Source organism: Pseudomonas linyingensis (assembly GCF_900109175.1).
Taxonomy (GTDB): Bacteria; Pseudomonadota; Gammaproteobacteria; order Pseudomonadales; family Pseudomonadaceae; genus Geopseudomonas; species Geopseudomonas linyingensis.
Genome location: NZ_FNZE01000007.1, coordinates 204865 through 231539 on the forward strand (window position 1 = coordinate 204865; position 26675 = coordinate 231539).

General features: G+C 66.5%; 20 protein-coding genes. 10 read left to right on the plus strand and 10 right to left on the minus strand.

The features are described from left to right. The first annotated feature begins 164 nt into the window (after positions 1-164). The gene (locus tag BMZ19_RS10940; protein WP_090310770.1) at positions 165-1058 is read left to right on the plus strand and encodes an NAD(P)-dependent oxidoreductase; all 894 of its coding nucleotides are present in this window, start codon (positions 165-167) and stop codon (positions 1056-1058) included. After that, entirely contained in the window at positions 1055-1843 is a 789-nt protein-coding gene (locus tag BMZ19_RS10945) for a hydroxypyruvate isomerase family protein (RefSeq protein ID WP_090310772.1), read from the plus strand. The genes BMZ19_RS10940 and BMZ19_RS10945 overlap by 4 nt, the downstream gene beginning before the upstream one ends. A gap of 158 nt (positions 1844-2001) precedes the next feature. On the opposite strand, the gene rapA is transcribed toward BMZ19_RS10945, so the two are convergent. Next, complete coding sequence (gene rapA, locus BMZ19_RS10950; RefSeq protein WP_090310774.1) at positions 2002-4851, minus strand: RNA polymerase-associated protein RapA; 2850 nt, start codon at positions 4849-4851, stop codon at positions 2002-2004. Positions 4852-5014: 163 nt separating this feature from the next. Between rapA and BMZ19_RS22385 the strand changes: the two genes are divergently transcribed. Together BMZ19_RS22385 and ccoM are read left to right on the plus strand one after the other, a co-directional pair. Further along, positions 5015-5176, plus strand: coding sequence for a hypothetical protein (locus BMZ19_RS22385; RefSeq protein ID WP_090310776.1), 162 nt, complete (start codon positions 5015-5017; stop codon positions 5174-5176). 261 nt (positions 5177-5437) lie between these two features. Then, positions 5438-5554, plus strand: a complete 117-nt coding sequence (ccoM, locus tag BMZ19_RS22800; RefSeq protein ID WP_280142154.1) for a cytochrome c oxidase subunit CcoM — start codon at positions 5438-5440, stop codon at positions 5552-5554. Between the two features lie 139 nt (positions 5555-5693). Here ccoM and BMZ19_RS10960 read toward each other — a convergent pair whose 3' ends face one another. Further along, on the minus strand, positions 5694-6164 hold the full coding sequence (locus BMZ19_RS10960; RefSeq protein WP_090310778.1) for a MaoC family dehydratase: 471 nt from the start codon (positions 6162-6164) through the stop codon (positions 5694-5696). 348 nt (positions 6165-6512) lie between these two features. On the opposite strand from BMZ19_RS10960, the gene fadD1 reads away from it, so the two are divergent. Next, a complete protein-coding gene (gene fadD1 / locus BMZ19_RS10965; protein WP_090310780.1) occupies positions 6513-8201 on the plus strand; it encodes a long-chain-fatty-acid--CoA ligase FadD1 in 1689 nt (562 codons plus the stop codon). Positions 8202-8213: 12 nt separating this feature from the next. On the opposite strand, the gene BMZ19_RS10970 is transcribed toward fadD1, so the two are convergent. Then, positions 8214-9119: a LysR family transcriptional regulator gene (locus BMZ19_RS10970; RefSeq protein ID WP_090310782.1), complete on the minus strand. Its 906-nt coding sequence runs from the start codon at positions 9117-9119 to the stop codon at positions 8214-8216. 100 nt (positions 9120-9219) lie between these two features. On the opposite strand from BMZ19_RS10970, the gene BMZ19_RS10975 reads away from it, so the two are divergent. Together BMZ19_RS10975 and hrpA are read left to right on the plus strand one after the other, a co-directional pair. Continuing rightward, complete coding sequence (locus tag BMZ19_RS10975; RefSeq protein WP_090310784.1) at positions 9220-10422, plus strand: MFS transporter; 1203 nt, start codon at positions 9220-9222, stop codon at positions 10420-10422. Between the two features lie 61 nt (positions 10423-10483). Continuing rightward, entirely contained in the window at positions 10484-14542 is a 4059-nt protein-coding gene (gene hrpA, locus BMZ19_RS10980; protein ID WP_090310786.1) for an ATP-dependent RNA helicase HrpA, read from the plus strand. A gap of 38 nt (positions 14543-14580) precedes the next feature. Here hrpA and BMZ19_RS10985 read toward each other — a convergent pair whose 3' ends face one another. From BMZ19_RS10985 to BMZ19_RS11005, 5 genes are all read right to left on the minus strand, one after another. Then, positions 14581-15108, minus strand: coding sequence for a hypothetical protein (locus BMZ19_RS10985; protein ID WP_090310788.1), 528 nt, complete (start codon positions 15106-15108; stop codon positions 14581-14583). Between the two features lie 20 nt (positions 15109-15128). After that, complete coding sequence (locus tag BMZ19_RS10990) at positions 15129-16661, minus strand: GGDEF domain-containing protein (RefSeq protein ID WP_090310790.1); 1533 nt, start codon at positions 16659-16661, stop codon at positions 15129-15131. A 12-nt stretch (positions 16662-16673) separates the two neighbouring features. Then, entirely contained in the window at positions 16674-17429 is a 756-nt protein-coding gene (locus tag BMZ19_RS10995) for a transporter substrate-binding domain-containing protein (RefSeq protein WP_212633215.1), read from the minus strand. 162 nt (positions 17430-17591) lie between these two features. Beyond that, entirely contained in the window at positions 17592-19559 is a 1968-nt protein-coding gene (locus tag BMZ19_RS11000; protein WP_090310792.1) for a metallophosphoesterase family protein, read from the minus strand. 54 nt (positions 19560-19613) lie between these two features. After that, positions 19614-19988: a hypothetical protein gene (locus tag BMZ19_RS11005; protein ID WP_090310794.1), complete on the minus strand. Its 375-nt coding sequence runs from the start codon at positions 19986-19988 to the stop codon at positions 19614-19616. 224 nt (positions 19989-20212) lie between these two features. On the opposite strand from BMZ19_RS11005, the gene BMZ19_RS11010 reads away from it, so the two are divergent. Together BMZ19_RS11010 and BMZ19_RS11015 are read left to right on the plus strand one after the other, a co-directional pair. Next, complete coding sequence (locus BMZ19_RS11010) at positions 20213-21511, plus strand: OprO/OprP family phosphate-selective porin (RefSeq protein WP_090310796.1); 1299 nt, start codon at positions 20213-20215, stop codon at positions 21509-21511. Between the two features lie 87 nt (positions 21512-21598). Continuing rightward, positions 21599-22726, plus strand: a complete 1128-nt coding sequence (locus BMZ19_RS11015) for a GNAT family N-acetyltransferase (protein WP_090310797.1) — start codon at positions 21599-21601, stop codon at positions 22724-22726. An 85-nt stretch (positions 22727-22811) separates the two neighbouring features. On the opposite strand, the gene BMZ19_RS11020 is transcribed toward BMZ19_RS11015, so the two are convergent. Beyond that, a complete protein-coding gene (locus BMZ19_RS11020; RefSeq protein WP_090310799.1) occupies positions 22812-23366 on the minus strand; it encodes a peptidylprolyl isomerase in 555 nt (184 codons plus the stop codon). 83 nt (positions 23367-23449) lie between these two features. Then, positions 23450-24358, minus strand: coding sequence for a LysR family transcriptional regulator (locus tag BMZ19_RS11025; RefSeq protein ID WP_090310801.1), 909 nt, complete (start codon positions 24356-24358; stop codon positions 23450-23452). A gap of 584 nt (positions 24359-24942) precedes the next feature. Between BMZ19_RS11025 and BMZ19_RS11030 the strand changes: the two genes are divergently transcribed. Next, entirely contained in the window at positions 24943-26283 is a 1341-nt protein-coding gene (locus tag BMZ19_RS11030) for a DEAD/DEAH box helicase (protein ID WP_090310803.1), read from the plus strand. Positions 26284-26675: the final 392 nt, after the last annotated feature.

Genomic DNA, 26675 nt, shown 5'->3' on the forward strand with positions numbered 1-26675 from the left:
TTCAATAGCGGAAACGTTCGGGCGCGAATTATAGGGGCAAGCGCGCGGCTTTGCGCGCCTTTTGCCGCGGCCTGCGCATCGTCGCGGGGATTGGCCGCATGGCCAATCGGTCGCCGGGCCATCTGTTGCTAAGATGGCGCTTTCCCCCCGTTGCGGAGATGGACATGAGCGATACCTTGCCCGCCCTGGCCTTTGCCGGCATCGGCCTGATGGGCCTGCCGATGAGCCGCCGCCTGCTGGCGGCCGGCTTTCCCCTGAGCGTGTGGAACCGCAACCCGGCCAAGTGCGAGACGCTGGTGGACGGCGGAGCCCAGGTGGTCAACCATCCTGGCGACCTGTGCCTCGAGGCCGACATCGTCATGCTCTGCCTGGCCGATACCGCAGCGGTGCGCGAGGTGGTGTTCGGTCCCGGTGGCATCGTCGAGCAGGGCTTGCCGGGGCAGTTGCTGGTCGACTTCTCCAGCTGCGAGCCGGGCGCCACCCGCGAGATGGCCATCGAGCTGGAGGAGCGCTGCGGCATGCGCTGGGTCGATGCGCCGGTGTCCGGCGGCACGCCGGGCGCCGAGGCTGGCAGCCTGGCGATCATGGCCGGTGGTGCGGAGGACGACATCGAGCGCCTGCGGCCGATCCTCGCCCACCTGGGCCAGCGCCTGACGCGCATGGGCGAGGTCGGTGCCGGCCAGGTGACCAAGGTGTGCAACCAGATGATCGTCGCCTGCAACGCGTTGGTGATCGCCGAGGTGGTGGCGCTGGCCGAGCAGGCCGGGGTGGACGCCAGCCTGCTGGCCCCGGCGCTGGCCGGCGGCTTCGCCGACTCGAAGCCCCTGCAGATCCTCGCCCCGCAGATGGCCGAAAGCCGCTTCGAGCCGGTCAAGTGGCACGTGCGCACCCTGCTCAAGGACCTCGACACCGCAGTCAAGCTGTCGCGCGAGCAGGGCTCGTCCACGCCGCTGAGCGGCCTGGCCGCCCAGCTGATGCGCCTGCACGGCAGTCTGGGCAACCTCGAGTGCGATCCGGCCACCCTGGTCGAACTCTATCGCCGGGAGGGCGAGGCATGAAGCTGTGCGCCAACCTCAGCCTGCTGTTCACCGAGCTGCCGCTGCTGGAGCGCATCCAGGCGGCGGCGGATGCCGGTTTTGCCGGGGTGGAGATCCAGTTTCCCTACGCGCTGGCGGCCGAAGAGTTGCACGCGGCGCTGCAGCGCGCCGGCCTGCCGCTGGTGCTGATCAACCTGCCGGCCGGCGACCTGCTGGGCGGCGGGCCGGGACTGGCGGCGGTGCCGCAGCGCCAGGCCGAATTCGACGCCGCGCTGGCGCAGGCGCTGGCCTATGCGCAGGTGCTGCAGCCGCAGTGCGTCAACGTGCTGCCCGGCCGCCTGGCCGAGGGTGTGGCGCGCGGGGACGCGCTGGCCACCCTGGTCGGCAACCTGCGCCGCACGGCCGAGGCCTTCGCGCCGCTGGGCATCCAGGTGCTGGCCGAGGCGATCAATCCGCTGGACATGCCGGGCTTCCTGATCAATACGCCGGACGACCTCAACATGCTGATCGCGGCGGTTGACCATCGCAACTTCGCCGTGCAGCTGGACTTCTACCACATGGCCCGCCAGGGCCTGGAGCTGCCGGCCTGCATCGCCGCGCTGGCCGGGCGCATCGGCCACATGCAGTTCGCCGACTGCCCGGGGCGCGGTGCGCCGGGTAGCGGCAAGCTGGATTTTGCCGAGGCGCTGGCCGCGCTGCGGGCGAGCGGCTACGACGGCTGGCTGGCGGCCGAGTACAAGCCGGGGGCGGCGGGCACCGCGGCCAGCCTGGGCTGGCTGGCGCAGTGGCGGTCTGCAGGAATGTAAGACCTGACAGTCGTTGTCCCCCGCGGCGTTGCGCCGAAGGGACGTTCTTGACGGTGGCTTGTGGGCGACGCTACCTCGCGGCGAAGCGGGCCGCAGACCCGCCCTGGAGCGAAGAGCTTCGCCCCGAGGTCGGGCCTCCCACAGGATGACCGTGGCGCTTAGCCGGCCACCAGCACGCGGATCGCTTCCAGACGCAGCGAGGCCTTCTCCAGCAGGGCCAGGCCCTGTTCGCGCTGCCGGCGCAGGCTGTCCAGCTCGCTGTCGCGCACGCTGGGGTTGACCGCGCGCAGCGCTTCCAGGCGTGCCAGCGCCTCGTCCTGCTCGGCGGCGAAGCGGTGTGCGGCCTCGGCCACGCGTTCGGCGTGGCGCGGGGCGGCCTTGGTTTCGCCGATCTTGATCAGCTTGCTCAGCTGATCGCGCTGGGCCTGGACGAACTTGTTGGCGCTCGAGCGCGGCACGCTTTCCAGCTGGTCGTGCAGGGTCTCGAAGCTGACCCGCGAGGCCATGTCGTTGCCGTTGGCATCCAGCAGGCAGCGCAGCGCGGCCGGCGGCAGGTAGCGGCCCAGCTGCAGGGCGCGCGGTGCCACCACTTCGCCGACGTAGAGCAACTCGAGCAGCACGGTGCCGGGCTTCAGTGCCTTGTTCTTGATCAGCGCCACCGAGGTGTTGCCCATCGAGCCGGAGATCACCAGGTCCATGCCGCCCTGCACCATCGGGTGCTCCCAGGTGAGGAACTGCATGTCCTCGCGGGCCAGCGCGAGGTTGCGGTCGTAGGTGACGGTGACGCCCTCGTCGTCGCCGAGCGGGAAGCCGGCGTCGAGCATCTTCTCGCTGGGCTTGAGGATCAGGGCGTTTTCCGAGTGGTCCTCGCTTTCGATGCCGAAGGCGTTGAACAGCGCTTCCATGTAGATCGGCAGGGCGAACTCGTCGTCCTGTTCGAGGATCGCCTCGACCAGCGCTTCGCCTTCGCCGGCACCGCCGGAGTTGAGTTCGAGCAGGCGGTCGCGACCGCTGTGCAGCTCGGTTTCCAGGCTTTCGCGGGCGGCCTGGCCTTCGCCGAGCAGCTGCGCCCACTCGCCGTCGTCGCCGGCTTCGAGCAGCGGCAGCAGGCGCGGGCCGAACTGGTGCTGCAGGGCGTTGCCGGTCGGGCAGGTGTTGAGGAAGGCGTTCAGCGCCTGGTGATACCACTGGAACAGGCGCTCCTGGGCGCTGTTTTCCAGGTAGGGCACGTGCAGCTGGATGGTGTGCTGCTGGCCGATGCGGTCGAGGCGGCCGATGCGCTGTTCCAGCAGGTCCGGGTGGGCCGGCAGGTCGAACAGCGCCAGGTGGTGGGCGAACTGGAAGTTGCGGCCTTCGCTGCCGATTTCCGAGCAGATCAGCACCTGGGCGCCGAATTCCTCGTCGGCGAAGTAGGCGGCGGCGCGGTCGCGCTCGAGGATGCTCATGCCCTCGTGGAACACCGTGGCCGGGATGCCGGAGCGCACGCGCAGAGCTTCCTCCAGGTCCAGGGCGGTCTCGGCGTGGGCGCAGATCACCAGTACCTTGACCTTCTTGAGCATCTTCAGGGTGTCGATCAGCCACTCGACACGCGGGTCGAAGCGCCACCAGCGCTGGCTGTCGTCGCTCTCGTCCTCCTGCTGGGCCTGGTAGCCGACCTCCGGGTAGAGGTCGGCATGCTCGCCGACCGGCAGCTCCAGGTACTCGTCCGGGCTCGGCAGCGGGTAGGGGTGCAGCTGGCGCTCGGGGAAGCCCTGCACCGCGGCGCGGGTGTTGCGAAACAGCACGCGGCCGGTGCCGTGGCGGTCGAGCAGTTCGCGGACCAGGCGCGCGCGGGCCTCCTCGTCGCCGGCCTCGACGCTGGCCAGCAGCTCGTCGCCCTGGTTGCCGAGGAAGCCGTGGATCGCCGCGCGGGCCGCGCTGGACAGCTTGCCGTGGTCGAGCAGCTCCTGCACCGCCTCGGCCACCGGCTGGTACTGGGCGCTCTCGGCGCGGAAGGTCTCCAGGTCGTGGAAGCGGTCCGGGTCGAGCAGGCGCAGGCGGGCGAAGTGGCTTTCCAGGCCGAGCTGCTCGGGAGTGGCGGTGAGCAGAAGGACGCCGGCGATGCTGGCGGCCAGTTCTTCCACCAGGCGGTATTCGGCGCTGGCACCTTCCGGATGCCAGACCAGGTGGTGGGCTTCGTCGACCACCAGCAGGTCCCATTCGGCGTCCAGCACTGCCTGCTGGGCGCGCACGTCGTCACGCAGCCAGTCGAGGGCGACCAGCGCGAGCTGGCAGTCCTCGAACGGATTGTCGGCATCGCTCTCGAGGAAGCGTTCGGCGTCGAACAGGGCGACCTGCAGGTTGAAGCGCCGGCGCATTTCCACCAGCCACTGGTGCTGGAGGTTTTCCGGCACCAGGATCAGGGCGCGACGGGCGCGGCCGCTGAGCAGCTGGCGATGAAGGATCAGGCCGGCCTCGATGGTCTTGCCCAGGCCCACTTCGTCGGCCAGCAGCACGCGCGGGCTGGCGCGGTCGGCGACTTCGCGGGCAATGTGCAGCTGGTGGGCGATCGGCTGGGCGCGGGCGCCGGACAGCCCCCACAGCGACGACTGCTGCAGGCGGCTGCTGTGCTCGAGGCTCTGGTAGCGCAGGGCGAACCACTGCAGCGGGTCGATCTGCCCGGCGAACAGGCGGTCGCTGGCCAGGCGGAACTGGATGAAGTTGGACAGCTGGGTTTCCGGCAGGGTGCGGGCTTCGTGCTCGCCGTTGAGGCCGTGGTAGACCAGCAGGCCGTCGACGTCCTCGACTTCCTGCACGGTCAGCTTCCAGCCCTCGAAGTGGGTGATCTCGTCGCCGGGCGAGAAGCGCACGCGGGTCAGCGGTGCATTGCGCAGCGCGTACTGCCGGGTATCGCCGGTCGCCGGATAGAGGACGGTGAGGAGCCGGCCGTCCTGGGCGAGAATGGTTCCCAGACCCAGCTCCGCCTCGCTGTCACTGATCCAGCGTTGCCCCGGTTGATACTGCGCCATGCATGTCTCCAGACACGAAAAGAAGAATGCGGCATTTTAGCGGAAGCATGCCGGGCAGGCCAAAGACAACCGCGGGCTGGTCATGGCCGGTACAACTGCGCATCATGGAATGACCGACGGATTCGCCGTCCCCCCGCCCATCCACCGCCGCAGGAGCGCTGCCATGAGTGACGAAACCCTGATCGACTTCGCCGCCGAGCGCGAGCGGCGCATCCACGACCTGCACGAGAAGCGCCTGCAGGACATGCGCCAGGCGTTCGAGCAGGCGCTGCCGCTGACCGCAAAGAAGAAGAGCAAGGCCCGCGGCAAGCCGAAGAAGCGCTGAGGCCACTCGACGCCAAGCGTCTAGCGGGTGTCGCGAGCTTACGTTCGCGCCCCTTATCTCTATTGTCCGCACATGGCGGCCGCCAGCGGCCGAGGGTTATATCGTGCCCGCCGCCCGCCGCCCGCCGCTTCCGTTGATCTGCGTCAGGATTTGCCTGCCTTCGTCGGCAAGGTCGTTGGTGCCTGTTGATCCGGGTCAATTTCCCGGCTGCGTGCATGGGTATTCTGGCTCCAACAGCAAGACAGCGCGGAGAGACGAACCATGTTTATGGATGAAGTAGTAATCGCAGGCATCGTAATCGTGGTGTTGACTGCCGGCTTCTTGGGTGGTTTTGGATATTTCGTCTGGAAGGACGCACAGAAAGGCAGCAAGAAGTAGAACCGATCCTTCCCGACTCATGAGCACGCAAGGCATTTAAGGCGACTTCGGTCGCCTATTTTTTTGCCTGCAGAAAAGCCCTGAACGCACAACGCCCGCGCAATCGCGGGCGTTGTGGTGTCTGTCGTGGCGGGCGGGCTCAGCCCACGGTGATCGGCGGCAGCTCGGTGAGCGCGATGCTCAACTTGTCCTGCGGCGCCATGACCTCGGCTTCGCCATCCACCACGGACTTGCCCTGCTGGTTGAGGACGCGGGTGGCGATGCGCACGCGGTTCTTCGGCAGCTTCTCCAGAACTTCCAGCTCCACCGTCAGCGCGTCGCCGAGCTTCACCGGGCGGGTGAAGCGCAGGTTCTGGCCGAGATAGATGGTGCCCGGTCCCGGCAGGGTGCAGGCGATCGCCGCGCTGATCAGCGCACCGGTGAGCATGCCGTGGGCGATGCGCTCCTTGAACTGGGTGGTGGCGGCGTACTCGGCATCCAGGTGCACCGGGTTGCGGTCGCCGGAAACCTCGGCGAACAGCTGGATGTCGCGCTCTTCCACGGTGCGCTGATAGGCGGCCTTCTGGCCGACCTGCAGTTCAGCGTAGGGGGTGTTTTCTACCAGATTCATGGATTCTCCTGGCTCATCGAGTGGCTATCGTTCGCGTGTCCGGGGCAGCGAGTCCTGCCCGGGGCGACCGGGTCGCAGGATAAAGTACAGAGTAGCTGGTGACGACCGCTACATCGGGCGCAGGGGCCGGCAGGCAGCGCAAGCTGTGACCGGCTTCCCCTGCGGCCCGGTCCGCCGCTGGTTGGGGCTGGCGGGGAGCTGCTATCCTCGACTCACCCCGCTCAGGCGACCGCTGCTTGCGACCCGCGCCGGCGCGGGCCATACATAACAAAGCGCCACGGCAGGCGAGGCAACGCGCAGTTGCGTTCCCGCAGCGGTCGACAGGCGCAGTCGCTCGGGGGAGTCGCGATGACCGAAAGCTTCTGGACGGACAAGTACCCGGCAGGGGTCGCAGCCGAGATCGATCCCGACCGCTATCCGCACATCCTCGCGGTGCTGCGCGAATCCTGTCAGCGCTTTGCCGACAAGCCGGCCTTCAGCAACCTCGGCCGCACCCTCAGCTACGGCGAGCTCTATGAACTGTCCGGCGCCTTTGCCGCCTGGCTGCAGGAGCACACCGATCTGGCGCCCGGCGACCGCATCGCCATCCAGCTGCCCAACCTGATCCAGTTCCCCATCGCGATGTTCGGCGCCCTGCGTGCCGGACTGGTGGTGGTCAACACCAACCCGCTGTATACCGCGCGGGAGATGGAGCACCAGTTCAACGACTCCGGTGCCAAGGCCCTCGTCTGTCTGGCCAACATGGCGCACCTGGCCGAGGAAGTGCTACCGCATACCGGCGTGCGCCGGGTGATCATCACCGAGGTCGGCGACCTGCTGTCGCCGCTGCGGCGCCTGCTGGTCAACAGCGTGGTGCGTTACGTGAAGAAGCTGGTACCGGCCTACCACCTGCCACAGGCGGTGAAGTTCACCGAGGTGCTGGAGCGTGGCCGTGGCCGGCCGCTGCGCGAGGCCCAGCCGCAGCCCGGCGATGTGGCGGTGCTGCAGTACACCGGCGGCACCACCGGGGTGGCCAAGGGGGCCATGCTCACCCACCGCAACCTGATCGCCAACATGCTGCAGTGCCAGGCGCTGATGGCCGACAACCTCGACGAGGGTAGCGAGGTGCTGATCACCCCGCTACCGCTGTACCACATCTATGCCTTCACCTTTCACTGCATGGCGATGATGCTGATGGGCAACCACAATGTGCTGATCACCAACCCGCGCGACCTGCCGGCAATGGTCGGCGAGATGGCCAAGTGGAAGTTCAACGGCTTCGTCGGTCTCAACACCCTGTTCGTAGCCCTGTGCAACAGCGAGGCATTCCGCCGCCTGGACTTCTCCGGGCTGAAGTTGACCATCTCGGGCGGCATGGCCCTGCAGCAGGCGAGTGCCGAGCGCTGGAAGGAGATCACCGGCTGCGCCATCTGCGAGGGGTACGGCCTTACCGAAACCAGTCCGGTGGTGGCGGTCAATCCGCGCCAGCACAACCAGCCGGGGACCATCGGGATTCCGGTGCCCTCGACCCTGTGCAAGGTGATCGACGAGGCCGGCAACGATCTGGGCCTCGGCGAGCCCGGCGAGCTGTGCGTCAAGGGCCCGCAGGTGATGAAGGGCTACTGGCAGCGCGCCGAGGCCACCGCCGAGGTGCTGGACGCCGAAGGCTGGCTGAAGACCGGCGACATCGCCGTCATCCAACCGGATGGCTATATCCGCATCGTCGACCGCAAGAAGGACATGATCCTGATCTCCGGCTTCAACGTGTATCCCAACGAGCTGGAGGAGGTGCTGGCTTCCCTCCCAGGGGTGCAGAACTGCGCCGCCATCGGCGTGCCGGACGAAAGGACCGGCGAGGCGGTCAAGCTGTTCGTAGTGCGCAAGCCCGGAGCCGAGCTCACTGCCGAGCAGGTGCTGGCGCACATGCGCGCCAACCTCACCAAGTACAAGGTGCCGCGCCAGGTGGAGTTTCGCGACAGTCTGCCGACCAGCAACGTTGGCAAGATCCTGCGCCGGGAACTGCGCGACGAGGAGTTGAAGAAGCGCACGGCGGCCTGAGTCGCAGTCGGTCTACGGGATGCTTGGCGCTGCCGTGAGGCCGGTTCGCGCCAGGAGCGTTTCCAGCTCGCTCAGCAGCTCTCGGGTCGCCGGTGTCGGCGTACTCGGCCAGATGGCGAAGACCCTGCGCTTGGGCGCGTCGCAGACGGGTATGCGCGTCAGGCCGTCAAAGGTGGCAGCGGTGCTGGTGGGCGCGAGTCCGACCGCCATGCCGCCGCGGACGAAGCGCTCCATCAGGTCAATGTGGCTGATCTCGAAGCGAACCCGGTGGGGCAGGCCGAGGGCAGCGAAGGCCTCGTCGGTCTGTTGGCGGGCGCTGCTGCCGGCAGGAAAGTCGACCAGCGGCAAATATTGGATTTCCTCGAGATGCAGACGCTCACGGCCCGCCAGCGGGTGGCCGGGGGGGAGGACCGCGACCAGCTCCTCTTCGGCCAGCAGGCGTTTCTCGACACCCTCCAGTAGCGTGCTGGCCGACACCCCGATGAAAGCCAGATCGATGCTGCGCTTGCGCACGGCCTCCAGCAGGATCTCGCTGTGCTCCTGACGCAGGCCGATGTCGATCTGCGCGAAGCGGACGTGGAAGGCCGCGAGCAGCTCGACGATGTCGAACAGGTCGAGCGAAGAGATCATCCCCACCGTGAGGCTGCCGCGCACCTCGCCGGCTACCGCGGCGACCACCGCCGGAATCCGCCGCGTGGCCTCCACCGCCAGGCGTGCCTGGTCCAGCAGTGCCTCGCCGGCGGCTGTTACCAGCACCTGCCGTGGCCGGCGCTCGAACAAGCGAGTGCCCAGCTCCTCCTCCAGGCGGGCGATCTGGTGGCTGAGTGCCGACTGCACCACGTTGCAGCGCTCGGCAGCACGGGTGAAGTTGCCTTCCTCGGCGACGGCAATGGCGAATTCGAGCTGCTTGAGGTTCATGATTTTAATCTTGTTATGCGATTGCAGCGATCTTAACAATTCATTTCTGTCATTGCTGCGTCGGGCCGATACTGCCTCCCCACCCTGCGAGGCCGACGCGATGCACGAACACCCAACCCCCTATCTGAGCCGCTGGCTGGTCCTGCTGATGGCCTTCGCCACCGGCGTGGCGGTGGCCAGCAACTACTACAACCAGCCGCTGTTGCAGACTTTGGCCGAGCAGTTCGACCTCTCCTATGCCAAGGCTGGGATCCTCGTCACCACCGCCCAGGTCAGCTATGCCGTCGGCCTGATCCTGCTGGTGCCGCTGGGCGACTTGCTGGAACGACGGGGGCTGATCGTCGGCATGGCCCTGGTGGTCGCCGGCGGCCTGTTGCTCAGTGCGCTGGCGCCAAGCTTCGCGGTGCTGCTGCTGGGCACTGCGCTGGCCGGGATGTTCTCGGTGGTCGCCCAGGTGTTGGTGCCGTTCGCGGCGACCCTGGCCGCGCCGGAGGAGCGCGGACGGGTGGTCGGCACGTTGATGAGCGGCCTGCTGCTGGGCATCCTGCTGGCGCGCACGGTGGCCGACACGCTGTCCGCGCTGGGCAACTGGCGCAGCGTATACCTGCTGGCGGCGGCGGTGATGGCGATCACCGCACTGGCCCTGTGGTTCGCCTTGCCGCGCTATCGCCACCCGGAACGCATCAGCTATCCGCGCCTGATGGCCTCGGTGGCTCTGCTGTTCCGCGACGAGCCCGAATTCCGCCTGCGCACATTGCTCGGCGGCCTGAGCTTCGCCATGTTCGCGATGCTCTGGACGCCGCTGGCCTTCCTGCTGTCGGCCGAGCCCTATGGCTATTCCGACGGAGTGATCGGCCTGTTCGGCGTGGTCGGTGCGGTCGGTGCATTGGCCGCCAGCCAGGCCGGGCGCATGGCCGACAGCGGGCGTGGCGCGCAGGCCACCAGCCTGGGTCTGCTGCTGCTCGCCCTGTCCTGGTTGCCGCTGGGCTTCGGCGGCACCTCGCTGGCTGCGCTGCTGGTTGGCGTGGTGGTGCTCGACCTGGCCGTGCAGCTGACCCACGTCAGCAACATGAACCAGGTCTACCGGCTGCGCCCCGAGGCGCGTAGCCGTATCAACGCCGGCTACATGACCGGCTACTTCATCGGCGGTGCGCTGGGCTCGCTGGCTTCGGCGGCGCTGTTCGAGGCATACGGCTGGGCAGGGGTGTGCAGTGCCGGCGCGGCGCTGGGCGTGGTGGCACTGGGGATCTGGCTGGCGCTCGGGCGGCGCGACGCGACGCTGGCCGTCGGCGCCGAGGGCTGACCCGCTGGCGAGCAAATCTGCGACAATCGCCGCCCCTGAATAGCAAGCCGACTCCTGCCCGATGAGTGACGCCACGCCCGCCTTCGACCAGCTGCTGAAGAATCTCGACCAAGCGCTGATCGCCGACCGTCATCGCCTGCGCCGCCAGCTGCACGAGCTGCGCAAGCAGGCGGGCACGCCCGCGTGGGACGAGGCCAAGCTGGCGCAGTGGCTGGAGCGCTTCCAGGCCTCCACCGCCAAGGTCGCGGCGCGCCAGGCCAGCGTGCCGCGCATCCGCTACGACGATGCGCTGCCGATCGCCGCGCGCCGCGACGAGATCAAGGCGGCCATCGCCAGGCACCAGGTGGTGGTGATCGCCGGCGAAACCGGTTCGGGCAAGACCACCCAGCTGCCGAAGATCTGCCTGGAGCTGGGCCGCGGCAGTCACGGCCTGATCGGCCATACCCAGCCGCGCCGGCTGGCCGCGCGCAGCGTGGCGACCCGCGTCGCCGAAGAGCTGGGCACGCCGCTGGGCGAACTGGTCGGCTACCAGGTGCGCTTCGAGGACCAGAGCAGGGACAGCAGCCTGGTCAAGCTGATGACCGACGGCATCCTGCTCGCCGAGACCCAGCACGACCGCCATCTCGAGCGCTACGACACGATCATCGTCGACGAGGCCCACGAACGCAGCCTGAACATCGACTTCCTGCTCGGCTACCTGAAGACCCTGCTGCCGCGCCGTCCCGACCTCAAGGTGATCATCACCTCGGCGACCATCGACCTCGAGCGCTTCTCCAAGCACTTCGGCGGGGCCGGCCTTCCGGGGGCGCCGGTGGTCGAGGTGTCCGGGCGCACCTACCCGGTGGAGACCTGGTACCGGCCGCTGACCGCCGAGGTCGACCCGGATGGCAACCGCGTCGAGGAAGACCTGTCGGTCGACCAGGGCATTCTCGCGACCCTCGACGAGCTGGCCGCCCACGAGCGCAGCGTCGGCCAGCGTCCCGGCGACGTGCTGGTGTTCCTCCCCGGCGAGCGCGAGATCCGCGACTGCGCCGAGGTGCTGCGCAAGGCCAACCTGCGTCACACCGAGATTCTGCCGCTGTATGCGCGGCTGACCCCGGCCGAGCAGCAGAAGATCTTCCAGCCGATGTCCGGGCGCAAGATCGTGCTGGCCACCAACGTCGCGGAAACCTCGCTGACCGTGCCGGGCATCCGCTACGTGATCGACAGCGGCACCGCGCGGATCAGCCGCTACAGCTACCGCTCCAAGGTCCAGCGCCTGCCCATCGAGGCGGTGTCGCAGGCCAGCGCCAACCAGCGCAAGGGTCGCTGCGGCCGGGTCGAGCCGGGCATCTGCGTGCGCCTGTATGCCGAGGAGGACTTCCTCGCTCGCCCCGAGTTCACCGATCCGGAAATCCTGCGCACCAACCTCGCCGCGGTGATCCTGCAGATGCTTCATCTGCGCCTGGGTAGCATCGAGAACTTCCCGTTCATCGAGCCGCCGGAAGGCAAGGCGATCAACGACGGCTTCAACCTGCTGCAGGAACTGTCGGCGGTCAACCGCGAGGGCCAGCTGACCCCGCTGGGCCGCCAGCTGGCGCGCCTGCCGATCGACCCGCGGCTCGGCCGCATGCTGCTGGAAGGCGCCCAGCAGGGCAGCCTCGCCGAAGTACTGATCGTCGCCAGCGCGCTGTCGGTGCAGGACGTGCGCGAGCGCCCGGCCGACCGCCAGCAGGCCGCCGACCAGGCCCATGCGCAGTGGAAGGACGTCGACTCCGACTTCGCCGCGCTGATCAACCTGTGGCACGGCTTCGAGGAGCAGCGCCAGGCGCTGGGTTCCAGCGCCCTGCGCAGCTGGTGCCGCAAGAATTTTCTCAACTATCTGCGCCTGCGCGAATGGCGCGACGCCCATCGCCAGTTGCTGCTGACCTGCCGCGACCTCAAGCTGGCGCTGAACAAGACCGAGGCGCCGCAGAGCGCCGCCAAGCCGGCGGCCGGATCCAAGGTCAGCGGCGAACTGGACCAGCGCGCCCGCCAGGCGGTGGCCGCCCAGGGCGAGCGCCAGCAGGTGGCGCAGTCGCTGAAGAACTATGCGGCGGTGCACAAGGCGATCCTCGCCGGCCTGCTCAGCCAGGTCGGCCAGAAGGCCGAGGAGGGCGACTACCTCGGCGCCCGCCAGCGGCGCTTCTGGATCCACCCGTCCAGCGCGCTGTCGCGCAAGCGCCCGCAGTGGATCATGGCCGCCGAACTGGTGGAGACCACCAAGCTGTTCGCGCGCATGGTGGCGAAGATCGAGCCGGACTGGATCGAGCCGCTGGCGCCGCATCTGGTCAAGAAGAACCACCTCGAACCGCACTGGGAGAAGAAGCGCGGCCAGGTGGTGGCCTTCGAGCAGATCACCCTCTACGGCCTGATCGTGGTCGGCCGCCGTGCGGTGCACTACGGCCCCATCGACCCGCCGGCCGCGCGTGAGCTGTTCATCCGCGAGGGCCTGGTGCGCGGCGAGATCAACAGCCGCGCCAGGTGCCTGAGCGCCAACCGCCAGTTGCTCGACAAGCTCGACGAGCTGGAAGCCAAGGCGCGCCGGCGCGACATCCTCGCCGACGAGGAAACCCTGTACGCCTACTACGACGCGCGCCTGCCGGCGGACATCTACCAGACCGCTAGCTTCGAGACCTGGTACAAGCGCGAGAGTGCGAAGAACCCGCAGCTGTTGATCATGCGCGAGGAGGACGTACTGGCCCGCGAAGCCAGCGAGATCACTGCGCAGCAGTATCCCGACAGCCTGAGCATCGGCCGCCTGCAGTTGCCGCTCTCCTACCACTTCGAGCCCAACCATCCGCGCGACGGCGTCACCATCCGCGTGCCGGCGCCGCTGCTGCCGCAGCTGCCGGCCGAGCGCCTCGACTGGCTGGTGCCGGGCCTGCTGGAAACCAAGTGCGTGGCGCTGGTGCGCAACCTGCCCAAGGCGCTGCGCAAGAACTTCGTGCCGGTGCCGGACTTTGTCGGCGCCGCCATGGCCAAGCTGGCCTTCGGCGAGGGCTCGCTGCCCGCAGCGCTGGGCCGTGAGCTGCAGCGCATGACCGGCGCCCGCGTGCCGGAGGAGGCTTGGGCGGATGCCGCCGCCCAGCTGGAAAATCACCTGAAGATGAACATCGAGGTGGTCGATGCGCGCGGCAAGTTCCTCGGCGAGGGCCGCGATCTCGCCGAGCTGACCGCGCGCTTCGCCGAGGCCAGCCAGGCCGCGCTGGCGCTGCCGGCGAGCAAGGGCGAGGCCAAGCCGGTCGCCGCCCGCGACTTCGCCGCTGTTGAGGCGCAGACCCAGCAGAAGATCGCCGGCCTGTCGCTGACCGTCTACCCGGCGCTGGTCGAGGAGGGCGGGGTGGTCAAGGAAGGGCGCTTCCCGACCCAGAGCGAAGCCGAGTTCCAGCACCGCCGCGCACTGCAGCGCCTGCTGCTGCAGCAACTGGCCGAGCCGGCCAAGTACCTGCGCACCCGGCTGCCGGGGCTCACCGAGCTGGGCCTGCTGTACCGCGACCTGGGTCGCGTCGACGCGCTGGTCGAGGACATTCTGCTGGCCAGCCTGGACAGCTGCATCCTCGACGGCCAGAGCCCGCTGCCGCGCGACGGCGCGGCCCTGGCGTCACTTGCTGAACAGAAGCGCGGTAGCTGGGCAGAGCACGCCGAGCGTTTGGCCAAACTCACGCTGGAAATCCTCAAGCTCTGGCACGGCCTGCAGAAGCGCTTCAAGGGCCGCATCGACCTGGCCATGGCCGTCGCCCTCAACGACATCAAGACCCAGCTCGGCCACCTGGTCTACCCCGGCTTCGTCCGCCAGACCCCGGCCGAATGGATCAGGGAATACCCGCGCTACCTCAAGGCTGTCGAACAGCGCCTGGATAAGGTCGGCAGCCAGTTGCAGCGCGACCGCGTGTGGAGCGGGGAACTGGCCGGCTACTGGGAGCAGTACCAGACTAGAGCCGCCAAGCACGCCCAGGAAGGCAAGCGCGATCCCGAGCTGACCCTGTATCGCTGGATGCTGGAAGAGTACCGGGTATCGCTGTTCGCCCAGCAGCTGGGGACCAGAATGGCGGTGTCGGACAAGCGCTTGAGCAAGCAGTGGGCGGCGGTCGAGGCGTAGGCGGATAGCCCCTCGCGCCCGCCGACGCTTAAGGACGATCAGCGCCGGGCGATCTCGACCATGTCCGGGGTCACCTCGATGATCCGGATCTGCTCCGGCTCCTGCGCCAGCAGCGCCTGTCTGGCCACCTTGTAGCAGTCCTCCACATGGGCGTTGCCGAGTATCTTCATCGCGCCGAAGCTGATCGAGGCGGCCAGGGCCTGGCCGAGGATGGGCACGAACTTGGCTACCGTCTTGGTGGTGACGCGGATGCCGACGCGCTTGAGCATCTGCATGACCAGCTGCTGGGTCACCCATTTGCCGATCATCTGGTTGCCGAGGCTGGTGGCGCCGATCAGGATCACCCGCTTGATCTTCGGGTCGAGACCCTCGATCTGCTCGGGGGCGAGGCCGAATTTCTGGTTGATCGCCGGGATCAGTTCGACCAGCAGGGCGATGTCGGCGCCCAGGTCGAGGCCGGGGATCGGCAACACCGCCGCCCCGGCGGAGAGGCCGGCGCGCCGGGTGACCATGGCCTTGCACTCGTCGCGCAGGGCATCCAGTTGTTCGAGGGTGCGGGGCAGCATGTTTCTCTCCGGCGTATCTGTCAGGTCGGCGCGACGGCTTGCTCGGCGATCTCCACCCGGTTGCGGCCCAGTTGCTTGGCCCGGTAGAGGGCGAGGTCGGCCTGGTGGATCATGCTCTCCGGCGTGTGCCGGCCGGCCCGGCCAGTATGGATCAGGCCGAGGCTGGCGGTGAAGCATACCGGCTCGCCCGTATCGGTGGGGACGACCAGCTCGGCGAGGGTCTGGCGCACGCGCTGGGCCAGCAGCCGGCTCTGCTCCAGGCTCATTTCCGGCAGGATCAGCGCGAACTCCTCGCCGCCATAGCGGGCGGCAAGATCGCCCGGTCGCCGGCTGAAACGGCGGAGCACGTCGGCCAGCTGGCGCAGGCAGTCGTCGCCGAGCAGGTGGCCGTAGCGGTCGTTGAGTTTCTTGAAGTGGTCGATGTCGATGAGGATCAGCGCCAGGTCTTGACCGTGGCGGCAGGCGCGGGCGTGTTCGACGGCGAGCACGCTGTCGAAATGGCGCCGGTTGCTGAGTCCGGTCAGGCCGTCCTGCTGGGACAGCTGCATCAGTTCCTGGTTGAGGTGCTGCAGCTGGCGGGTCATGTCGCTGTACTGGCTCACGCTCCGGCAGATGGTGTCCAGTTCATGGAACAGGGTGCGCTCCGGCAGCTGGACCGGTTGTTTGCTGTTGAGTTGTTCCAGCGCCTGGGTGCAGCGCAGGATCGGCCGCAGCAGGAAGCGCTGGAAGGCGTACAGCATGCCGAGGGTGATGGCGCCGAGCAGTAGCATGGTCAGCAGGCCGTAGTGGCGGATCTGGTTCGCTTCCTTCTCGACAGCCGAGGCGATCTGCTGGGTCTTCAGCGCAGTGTCGGTATTGAGGGTGGCGGCCAGGTGTTTCTGCTGCTCGAGGGCCTGCCGGTAGGTCTGATCGACCTGGGTTTCCAGCGCCTGCAGTTGTGCGAAGCGGGTCTGCAACTCGGCGAGGGCCTTGGCAGGCTCGGTCGGGAGGCGGGCCTGCAACTGATCGGCCTCCTGGCGCAGGGCCTGCCAGTCCGTGCCGATCAGGCCGAGCCGGGTGCAGGAGGCGGCGAAGCGGCCGAGGCGCTCTGCACCGTCGCCGGAGATGGCGTCGCCGCGTTGCAGGGCGCCGGCCAGGGCCTGCACTTCGTGCAGGGTGGTGCGCTGGCTGTCGCGCAGCCGCGCCAGGGTCTGGATGTTGAGGAGGATCTGTGCGGCCTGGGTTGTCAGCGCGTTGCTCGGCTCGAAGGCGAAGCTGTCGAGCAGCACCTGGGCTTGCAGGCGGCTGCTGCGCGCCACCTGGCTGTCATTGCTCCAGTAGAGCGTCTGGATGAAACCGTATAGCTGCTCGGTGCGTTGGGTGTTGTAGCGCCAGCGGGTCAGGTCGGGCAGATACTCGTCGCGCACCTGGTTGGTCTTGTCGACGATACCGCCGAGCAGGGGCAGGGACAGCCAGACGCTCAGGCTGAACAACAGAAGCAGGCCGCCCAGCCCCAGTCGCACGGTGGTAGCCAGGCGGGGACGAAAGTGCGCGTGCGGGCGCGGCTGAGTCATGCGCGATGGCTCTCAGTAGATGCTGAAGGGGAAGTAGTGGCGGTTGATGCGGTCGTAGACGCCATTGAGGCGGATTGCCTCCAGCGCGCGATTGACCCGATCCAGCAGGTGGTCGTTCTTGCGCACGGCTATGTGCGCCTTGCTGCTCAGGGTGTCGCCAAGCAGGGGCGGGCCGATGAAGTCGTAGCCGGTCGCCTTCGGCTGCTGCAGGAAATCGAGCAGGTTGATGGTGTCGGACAGCACCAGGTCGGCCTTGCCGGCCAGCAGCATGTCGAAGGCTTCTTCCTGGTGGGCGACCAGCAACAAGGGACTCTGCGGATAGCGCTCCCTGGCGAAGTCGGCCTGGATGGTACCGCTGATGATCGCCAGGCGCAGGCCGGCCAGCGCCCCGGGAGAGGTATCGGCGGCGATGCCGGCCTTGCCGGCGAATACCGAGTGGGACTGGTAATAGTAGTCGCTGAAGGCGACCCGCTGCTCGCGCTCCGCGGTACGCGCCATGCTGGCGACGATCATGTCCACCTGGCCTGACTCTAGGCTGGGGATCAGCTTGTCCCAGACGATCGCCTGGACTTCGCAGTCGACCCGCATCTGCTGGCACAGGGCCTGAGCGATCTCGACGTCGAAACCGGCCAGGCTGCCGTTGTCGCCCTGGTAGCTGAACGGGGCGTAGTTGCCCTCGGTGGCGATACGCAGGATTTCGGCATGGGCGCCCTGAACCAGTAGCAGGCCGAGCATCAGCAGGGATAGAGCGGTCGGTCCGGGGCGCATCGTCGGGATCCTTGTGCGGTTATAGCATTCACATTGATGGCATTGTAATGCCAGCGCCAGCTGTATGGCGCGCCGCCGGCTGACCTGGATCAAGGCTGTGTTGTGCAGCCCCCGTGGCGACACGCACGAGCCGTGCTGGGGATTCCGTGGCTGCCTTGGTGTTCAGCCGTGCAGCTCCTCCCGTTCGGTTACCTCGAAGCGCGTCGGCTCCGAACCATCGGCGTTCAGCTGGTGGATCTCGCTGGGCCGGCCGTGCTCGTCGAGGCGCACCTGGCCGAGGCCGGCTCCGTTCCACAGGCGCTCGCCACGCTGGCTGCGGCTGGGAATGCGCGGGGTGATCTGCATCCTGCGCCGCTTGGTGAACCAGTTGAGCGGCGAGTGTGGCGCGTACAGCCAGCGGTTGAGGCGGTCGAACCAGTCGAGCAGGCGCGCGGGGAATTCGTTCTTGATGCCGCTGCTGGTGATCTGCCAGATGCGCGGGCCGCTGTCGCGGTGGCGGATGTGCACCTCGTAGGCGAAGGAGTAGTGCACGTCGCCGGAGAGGATCACGTAGTTCGCCGGAGTGCGCGAGTGGCGGAAGATGTTGAGCATGACGTGGGCCGCACCGCGGTGGGCCATCCAGTTTTCCGCGTCGACCAGCAGCGGCTGGCCGGCCCAGGTGAACAGGCGCTGGATGATCTCGATCAGTTTGACGCCGAACACCGGCGCCGGCGAGACGATGACCACTGCCGGTTCGTCGAGCAAGGCGTGCTGCAGCTCGCAGAGGGCTTCCCAGTCCATCAGGCCAGAGGGACGGCTGAGGGTGCTTTCGCTGCGCCAGCGGCGGGTGCGGGTGTCGAGTACCAATAAAAGTGGCTGGCCGGGCAGGCTGTAGTGCCAGTGGTTGAAGGTGAGCAGGCGGTCGATGATCGCGTCCTGCGCCTCGGCGCTCAGGCGCTGCTGGTAGTCCGGCGCGGCGAGCAGCTCGCGGATCGCCGGCAGTTCGTTGGCGAAGGCATCGGGGCAGTTGCCCCAGCCCTGGCACAGCAGGTAGCCGAGCAGGGCGTTGCCGACGATGCGCCGCGAGAACGGATGGCCGTAGGCGACCTGTTCCCAGCGTGCGGAGAGGTTCCAGTCGTCGGTGATGTCGTGGTCGTCGAAGATCATCAGGCACGGCAGCTGGGCCATGGCCCGCGCTGCCTGCGGCAGGTCGGCGGCGAAGGCGCTGATCAGGGCTTCCTCGCCGCGGTAGCGGGCGACGAGGTGCTCGGGCAGCTCCGGCAGGCGCGGGGCGATCAGCCGCCAGGGCTCGGGCGACCAGACCAGCAGGTACATGGCCATGACTTCGGCGAAGGTGACCAGGTGGTTGTGGGCGTTGGCGCTGGTGAACACCGGCTTTTCCACGCCGCCGAAGAAGCGTTCGCGCAGTTCCTCGTTGGCGGTGTAGGCGGGCAGCAGGTCCTCGCGCCGGTAGTAGCCGGCCGGGTGGGCGTAGAGCGCCTCACTGGTGCTGATTGTGGCGCCGTCGAGGTGTTCGCCATACAGGCCGAGGCGTTCGATCAGGCGGTGGATGGCCACCAGCATCGGCCCGGCCACGTCGTCGGCGTAGATCTGGTCGCCACTCAGCATCAGCAGCGCCGGGCGTTCCGTGGGCTGCGCGCGGGTGGCGTCGATCAGGGCGTCGGCCTGCAGCAGGCCGTCCTTGCCCGGGTGGTGCGGCTTGCGGCAGGAGCCGTGCAGCAGGTGGTCGAGCCGACCGCGGCGCACGAAGCTCGGCTGCGTCTGGCCGGGATACAGCAGATGCGGCGCCCAGTCGGCGATGGCCAGACGGCGACCGTCGTCCTCTATCAACAGGTCGTAATAAATGAAGGTGTCGGCCGGCAGCGGTTCGTCGAGGTGCAGGTCGATCAGGTGCAGCCAGGCGTGGCGGCCGACGGACAGGCGCTGGCAGCGAGCGTCGTCGAGCGGCAGGTCGAACTCGACCACGCCGCGCTGCGGGTCGTCCCAGGCCAGCTGCAGGCGGGCGTCGAGCGCGCGCCTGCCGACCAGCCACAGTACCAGGCGCCGCGCTTCGAGGCGGCGCAGCAGCGGGCCGGCAAGGACGAGGGGCAGGTCGGTCGGGTGAGTGTCAGACAAAGGTAGGGCGTTCATGTTTCACGAATACGACGAGAGGCCTTGCCTTGGTCAGTGTGGCGGGCGTTCGGTTCATTCGCCGTTGCGCTCTGGTGCCAGGGCGATCCAGGCCAGCAATGGGTAGGCCAGGTAGTGGGCGGCGAACAGCAACTGGCCGGGCAGGCCAGGTTCTTCCTTGAGATACATCAGCGCCAGCAGGCCGGCGTACAGCAGGCCGAGACCGAGGGCATAGAGAGCGACCAGCACGCGGCGCTCGACGGGATAGGGGCGGCGACCGGTGCGCCAGCGAAACACTAGGGCCAAACCGGCCGCAACCAGGGCAGCGGCCAGCAGGGTGGCGAACGGGCCGCCGACCTTGAAGACGGTGCGCACCAGCAGGTTGACCAGGAAACAGGCGAGGATGGTGCCGAGTGCGTAGTGGCTGAGCTTGGGCGATCGGGTGGACATGGAGGCTCCATTTTGCGCTAAGGCGCGTCCTTGACGCTCCGGTCGGGGAGCGGCCACGAGTATCGTGGCACATATGCGAGTTCGTAATCTAAAAGTTCCGCTGTAATAAAACTTTTACATACAAGCAACTTGGCTGACACAGTCAGCCGCGAATATTCCCCCCAGAACGAAACGGGCTAGGCCCGAGTGTTTACAAACGTCAAACCGTATAAGGGGAATCCTTGATGATCCGCAAGCACTTCGCCGGCATTGCCGCCAGCGCCCTGGCCCTGGCCATTTCCGCTCAAGCCGTTGCCGGTACTGTCACCACTGACGGTGCTGACATTGTTGTCAAGACCAAGGGTGGTCTGGAAGTTGCTACCGCTGACAAGGAGTTCGCCTTCAAGGTTGGCGGCCGTCTGCAGGCTGACTACAGCACCTTCGATGGCTTCTACACCGTGAACGGTGAAAGTGCCGACGCGGCCTACTTCCGTCGCGCCTTCCTGGAAATCTCCGGTGTTGCCTACAAGGATTGGGCCTACCAGATCAACTACGATTTCTCCCACAACGCCGGCAGCCAGGAAGACGGCTATTTCGACGAGGCTTCCATCGCCTACACCGGCTTCAAGCCGGTGACCATCAAGGTGGGGCGCTTCGACCCAGCCTTCGGTCTGGAAAAGGCCACCAGCTCCAAGTGGGTGACCGCCCAGGAGCGTAACGCCGCCTATGATCTGGTCGACTGGGCCAACGGTCACCAGAACGGTCTGGGTATCGAGGTTTCCGCTACCCCCACCGAATCGCTGTTCGGCTCTGTCGGCATGAGCGCCAAGGACCAGAACGACGTCGATGGCGAAAGCACCAAGCAAGTCAACCTGCGTGGCGTGTTCGCCCCGCTGCACGAAACCGGCAATGTCCTGCACCTCGGTGTGAACTTCGCCCAGCGCGACCTGTCCGACACCGTCTTCGACAGCCGTATTCGCAGCCGTCTGGGCATGCGCGGTGTCAGCACTGGTGGTGGTAACGATGCCGGCACCAACGGTAACCGTCTGCTGCTCGGCGGTGCCAACAACCGTCCGGCTGGTTCCTATGACGATGACAGCGCCTGGGGCCTGGAAGCGGCTTGGGCCATGGGTCCGTTCTCCGTGCAGGGCGAGTACATCCAGCGCGAACTGCAGGCCGACGATGCTGCGTTCGAGGACGTCGATGCGACCGGCTACTACGCTCAGGTCGCTTACACCCTCACTGGCGAAGCGCGCGAGTACAAGCTCGGCAAGTTCGACAAGATCAAGCCCGAGAACAAGCAGATCGGTGCCTGGGAAGTGTTCTACCGTTACGACAACATCAGCGTCGAAGACGACAACGGTGCCTTTGCTGCCATCGATGACATCGAAGGCAAGGTGCACAACGTAGGTGTGAACTGGTATGCCAACGAAGCGGTCAAGCTGAGCGGTGTCTACGTCACATCCGCGGTCGACAATGCTGAAAACGACGCTGGCGACGATGATGGCGACGGCTTCGTGGTCCGCGCCCAGTACGTGTTCTAAGCATTACGCTTCATTCGTAAAGCCCCCTTTGAAGCCCTGCCTCCGGCAGGGCTTTTTTTCGTCTGCACGGCAGGCCAGACTGTGCCAATGACGATCCAGACTCTGCACTCCCTTATTCAGATCTCCGCCTCCGAGTGGGGTGGACTGCTGCCCGATGCTCAGCCCTTCCTACGCCATGCCTTCCTGTCCACGCTGGAAGACAGTGGCAGCGTCGCAGGGCGTAACGGCTGGCTGCCAGCCCATCGCCTGCTGCGCGATGACGATGGACGGTTGCTGGCGGCTATGCCGGCTTACGTAAAGACTCATTCGCGCGGCGAGTACGTGTTCGACTGGGCTTGGGCCGACGCCTGTCAGCGGGCGGGCATCGCCTATTACCCGAAGTTGCTGGCAGCCGTGCCGTTTTCCCCGGTGGCGGGTGCCCGTCTGCTGGCGCGGGACGCGGCGGATGCCGCTCGGTTGCTCGATGGGCTGGCCGCGGAGGTGGCCGGCGAGGGGCTGACTGGGCTGCATGTGAATTTCACCGATGCCTTCGCCGATGGGGTGATCGCCGGGCGGGAAGGCTGGCTGGAGCGCCTGGGTTGCCAGTTTCACTGGTTGAATCGTGGCTACCGGGATTTCCAGGATTTTCTCGACGCACTGGCTTCGCGCAAGCGCAAGCAGATGCGCAAGGAGCGCGAGCAGGTGGCGGGACAGGGCATCGAGTTCGACTGGCGCGAAGGAGGGCAGTTGAGCGAGGTGGAGTGGGACTTCGTCTACGCCTGCTATGCCAACACCTATGCTGTGCGCGAGCAACGCCCCTATCTGACCCGCGCCTTCTTCAGTCTGCTGGCCGAGCGCATGCCCGAGGCGATCCGCGTGGTGCTGGCGCGTCAGGGCATCCGGCCGGTGGCCATGGCGTTCTTCCTGCGGGATGGCGAGAGTCTGTACGGGCGCTACTGGGGCTGCCTGGCCGATTTCGACCGCCTGCACTTCGAGACCTGCTTTTATCAGGGCCTCGATCTGGCGATCAGCCTGGGCCTGCAGCGTTTCGACGCCGGTGCGCAGGGCGAGCACAAGCTGATCCGCGGCTTCGAGCCGGTGCTGACGCGCTCCTGGCACTATCTGCTGCATCCGGGGCTGCGCGCGGCGGTGGCGGACTTTCTCGCCCAAGAGCGTGCCGGGGTGCTGGCTTATGCCGAGGAGGCGCGCCAGGCGTTGCCGTATCGGCAGGGCTAGGCGGGCTGATTCGGCTCGGGGAGAGTGCGAGAAAAAGGCGAAGCCGTGGCTTCGCCTTTTTGTCGTCGATGATCCGGCCGGGGGGTTACAGGCGCTTGGCCGACTCGATCAGTACCGGCTCAACCGGCACGTTCTGGTGCATGCCGCGGTTACCGGTGCGCACACGGGCGATCTGGTCGACCACTTCCATGCCGCGCACCACCTTACCGAATACCGCGTAGCCGAAGTCGCGGCGGCCGTGATCGAGGAAGGCGTTGTCGGCCAGGTTGATGAAGAACTGGCTGGTGGCGCTGTTGATATCGCTGGTGCGGGCCATGGCTAGGGTGCCGCGCACGTTGTGCAGGCCGTTGTCGGCTTCGTTCTTGATCGGTGCCTGGGGATCTTTCTGCTCCATGTCGGCGCTGAAGCCGCCGGTCTGGATCATGAAGCCGGGAATCACCCGGTGAAACTGCACGCCGTTGTAGAAGCCGCTGTCGACGTAGCTGAGGAAGTTCTTCACGCTGATGGGCGCTTTCTCCTCATTCAGTTCGATCTCGACTTCGCCGAGACTGGTGGTGAGCACCACGTGCGGGGCTTCGGCGGCCAGCAGTATGGAAGAGAAGAGCAGGGCGCTGGCGGCGATGGCGAGTTTTTTCAGCATGCGTGGACTTCCTGTGGTGGTTGGATGAGCGAGGCGATTCTGCGTGTCGCGGTGGCGGTTGGACCGGCTGGCGCTGCCGCGGTTCAGGTCGGCACGGGCGCCGCCGGATTCTGCGCATGCTGAAGCAGCAGGTCGCTGAGGATGCGGGTGGCGGGGCCCATCTGGCGGTCCTTGTTCGGGTAGAGGAAGAAGCGGATTTCCCGGCGTGCGCCGTTGCCGAGCGGCAATGGCTTGAGCGTGCCTTCGCTCAATTCACGGTTGATCATGTGCTGGGGTAGCCAGGCGAAGCCGAGGCCGCTGCTGACGAAGGTGGCGGCGGTCGCCAGGCTGCCGACGGTCCAGCGCTGCTCCGCGCCGAGCCAGCCTACGTCGCGCTGCTGGCGGCGACCGGAGTCGCGGGTGACGATCTGCAACTGGGTTTCCAGGTCCTGATAGGACAGCTCGCGCTGCAGGCGATGCAGTGGGTGGTCAGGGTGAGCGACGGCGACGAATGCGACGTTGGCCAGGTCGGTGCCCAGTTGGTTGGGAAGGATCAGGCCGCTGATGGCCAGATCGGCCTTGCCTTCGAGCAGCGCTTCCTCGACGCCGGACAGGACCTCTTCGCGCAGCAGCACGCGACAGCCGCGGCTCTGCGGCATGAAGGCGGAGAGGGCGCTGACCACTTGCTGGGTCGGATAGGCCGCGTCCAGCACCAGGTGCACCTCGGCCTCCCAGCCCTGCTCCATGTGGTGGGCCAGTTCTTCCAGCTGACTGGCCTGCTTGACCAGTTGCCGCGAACGGCGCAGGAGCAGGGCACCGGCCTCGGTAAGCACGGCCTTGCGTCCGTCGATGCGCAGCAGGGGCACGCCGAGCTGTTCCTGCATGCGCGCGACGGTGTAGCTGATCGACGATTGCGAGCGATGCAGGGCTTCGGCGGCCTGAGCAAAGCCACCGTGATCAACCACTGCCTGCAGGGTGCGCCACTGTTCGAGGGTCACGCGGGGCGCTTTCATCGGTCTGTGCTCCTGGCGGTCGACGCTTGCGCTGGGCTTTTGCGCAAGTTACATCAACCTGCTTGATTGTTTGTAGCGGTTTATTCGGCTTTTTTATCGACCAACTGCGTAATAACCTGCCTTCCATCGCTCAAGTGCACGGTCCGGTTGAGGCAAGCGCAGATGTCCAATGTCCTGGTGGTTGAAAGCAAAGCGCGCAACCAGCTGGCTGAGATCGCCTGAAACCCATAGCTCCACTGCGTGTCACGGGGCACGCAGTTTTTCACGGTCGCCTGCGGGCGGCCGTTTTTTTGGGTTCTTCATGGGGTGGGAGTGCGGGGATTGGGGAAGCTGTGGTTCCGCGCCTTTCCCGGTGGCAGGATCAGGGTCTATTGCTGTTCGGCAACGCTGAGTATCGCCTTGCAGTGGGGCATGCTGGTCTGGCTGGGCGGGGGTGTAATTCTGTCCTACTTGCCTAGGGAAGCAGACAGTGCTGCGTACCCTGTCGGCGGAGAAGCGTTGCGCCGGCCAGCAGGGAAAACAACTTTTGATCGATGACTCGCGGTAGTCTATGCGCCAGCGATTTTCATTATTCGAGGTAGGCTGTGTTTGCTGATTACGGTTTGCATGAGCGTTTGCTCAAGGCGTTGTCGACGCTGTCCTTCAAAGAGCCAACCCCGGTTCAGGTGGCTGCCATCCCTCCGGCTCTTGAAGGTCGCGACCTGCGCGTGACCGCCAAGACCGGCAGCGGCAAGACGGCCGCCTTCGTGCTGCCGTTGCTGCACCGTCTGCTGCAGGACAGCAAGCCGCAAGCCGGCGCGCGCGTCCTGATCCTGCTGCCGACCCGCGAGCTGGCCCTGCAGACGCTCAAGGAAGTCGAGCGTTTTGCCCAGTTCACCTTCATCAAGGCCGGCCTGGTGACCGGCGGGGAAGGTTACAAGGAGCAGGCGGCGGCGCTGCGCAAGAATCCCGAAGTGGTGATCGGCACGCCGGGGCGAGTGCTCAATCATCTCGAGACCGGCAGCCTGAAGCTGGGCGACATCGAGGTGCTAGTGCTCGACGAGGCGGATCGCATGCTCGATATGGGGCTCAGCGAGGACGTGCTGAAGATAGCCAAGGCCTGTCCGCAGGAGCGCCAGACCCTGCTGTTCTCGGCGACCGCGGGCGAGCGCGGGCTGGGGCAGGTAGCGAGCGCGGTCCTGCGTGATCCTCAGCTGCTGCTGCTCAACCGCCGCGATGACCTGAACGAAAATCTCAAGCAGCAGATCATCACGGCCGACGATGTGCAGCATAAGGAGCGGCTGTTGCAATGGTTGCTGGCGCATGAAGCGTTCGAGCAGGCCATGGTGTTCACCAATACTCGCATCCAGGCCGATCGTCTGGCTGGTGTGCTGCGGGCCTCTGCGGTCAAGGCCTATGTGCTGCATGGCGAGAAGACCCAGGACGAACGCAAGCTGGCCGTCGAGCGCCTGCGTCAGGGCAGCATCAACGTGTTGATTGCTACCGACGTGGCAGCGCGCGGTCTGGATATTGGCGGGGTCGATCTGGTGATCAACTTCGACATGCCGCGCAGCGGTGATGAGTACGTCCATCGCATCGGGCGTGCCGGGCGCGTCGGCCAGAACGGATTGGCCATCTCGCTGATCTGCCATACCGACTGGAACCTGATGTCCAGCATCGAGCGCTATCTGAAGCAGTCGTTCGAGCGCCGCCAGGTCAAGGAGCTGCAGGGTAGTTACCAGGGGCCGAAGAAACTCAAGGCTTCGGGCAAGGCCGCGGGTAGCAAGAAGAAGAAACAGGGGAAGAAGTCCGCTGCCGCTGGCAAGGGTGGCGCGGGCAGCGGCAAGCCTTCGGCGCGCAAGAGCGACAAGGATCGTCCTGCTGTTGCCATCGGCGATGGCTTCACGGCCCCCAAGCGCAAGAAGCCGGGCACGGCTGAAGGTTGAAAAAAGTAGGCGGGGAGGTGTTGACAGTCTTTTTTAAGGCTGTATTATTCGCCTCCTCGCTGTAGCGGCCTCCGGGTTACGGCAGCGAGAGAGTTACGCAAGTGGTTGAGTAGAAAAGAAAATTTCGAAAAACGCTTGACAGAATGCAAGGCTGCTGTAGAATTCGCGGCCTCGGTTGAGACGAAAGACTTGATCGAAACGCTCTTTAACAAGTTGAATCAAGCAATTCGTGTGGGTGCTTGTGAGATAAGACTGACAGTCGCAAGATTATCAGCATCACAAGTAGTCTCGTGAATTCATGAGTTTATTTGCGATTGCTGAGCCAAGTTTAGGGTTTTCTCAAAACCCGCAATGATGTGAACTGAAGAGTTTGATCATGGCTCAGATTGAAC

Bases quoted from the DNA above. Each gene is read 5' to 3' on its own strand.
- BMZ19_RS10940 (WP_090310770.1), top strand. From the start codon at position 165: ATGAGCGATACCTTGCCCGCCCTGGCCTTTGCCGGCATCGGCCTGATG.
- BMZ19_RS10945 (WP_090310772.1), top strand. From the start codon at position 1,055: ATGAAGCTGTGCGCCAACCTCAGCCTGCTGTTCACCGAGCTGCCGCTG.
- rapA (WP_090310774.1), bottom strand. From the start codon at position 4,851: ATGGCGCAGTATCAACCGGGGCAACGCTGGATCAGTGACAGCGAGGCG.
- BMZ19_RS22385 (WP_090310776.1), top strand. From the start codon at position 5,015: ATGAGTGACGAAACCCTGATCGACTTCGCCGCCGAGCGCGAGCGGCGC.
- ccoM (WP_280142154.1), top strand. From the start codon at position 5,438: ATGTTTATGGATGAAGTAGTAATCGCAGGCATCGTAATCGTGGTGTTG.
- BMZ19_RS10960 (WP_090310778.1), bottom strand. From the start codon at position 6,164: ATGAATCTGGTAGAAAACACCCCCTACGCTGAACTGCAGGTCGGCCAG.
- fadD1 (WP_090310780.1), top strand. From the start codon at position 6,513: ATGACCGAAAGCTTCTGGACGGACAAGTACCCGGCAGGGGTCGCAGCC.
- BMZ19_RS10970 (WP_090310782.1), bottom strand. From the start codon at position 9,119: ATGAACCTCAAGCAGCTCGAATTCGCCATTGCCGTCGCCGAGGAAGGC.
- BMZ19_RS10975 (WP_090310784.1), top strand. From the start codon at position 9,220: ATGCACGAACACCCAACCCCCTATCTGAGCCGCTGGCTGGTCCTGCTG.
- hrpA (WP_090310786.1), top strand. From the start codon at position 10,484: ATGAGTGACGCCACGCCCGCCTTCGACCAGCTGCTGAAGAATCTCGAC.
- BMZ19_RS10985 (WP_090310788.1), bottom strand. From the start codon at position 15,108: ATGCTGCCCCGCACCCTCGAACAACTGGATGCCCTGCGCGACGAGTGC.
- BMZ19_RS10990 (WP_090310790.1), bottom strand. From the start codon at position 16,661: ATGACTCAGCCGCGCCCGCACGCGCACTTTCGTCCCCGCCTGGCTACC.
- BMZ19_RS10995 (WP_212633215.1), bottom strand. From the start codon at position 17,429: ATGCGCCCCGGACCGACCGCTCTATCCCTGCTGATGCTCGGCCTGCTA.
- BMZ19_RS11000 (WP_090310792.1), bottom strand. From the start codon at position 19,559: ATGAACGCCCTACCTTTGTCTGACACTCACCCGACCGACCTGCCCCTC.
- BMZ19_RS11005 (WP_090310794.1), bottom strand. From the start codon at position 19,988: ATGTCCACCCGATCGCCCAAGCTCAGCCACTACGCACTCGGCACCATC.
- BMZ19_RS11010 (WP_090310796.1), top strand. From the start codon at position 20,213: ATGATCCGCAAGCACTTCGCCGGCATTGCCGCCAGCGCCCTGGCCCTG.
- BMZ19_RS11015 (WP_090310797.1), top strand. From the start codon at position 21,599: ATGACGATCCAGACTCTGCACTCCCTTATTCAGATCTCCGCCTCCGAG.
- BMZ19_RS11020 (WP_090310799.1), bottom strand. From the start codon at position 23,366: ATGCTGAAAAAACTCGCCATCGCCGCCAGCGCCCTGCTCTTCTCTTCC.
- BMZ19_RS11025 (WP_090310801.1), bottom strand. From the start codon at position 24,358: ATGAAAGCGCCCCGCGTGACCCTCGAACAGTGGCGCACCCTGCAGGCA.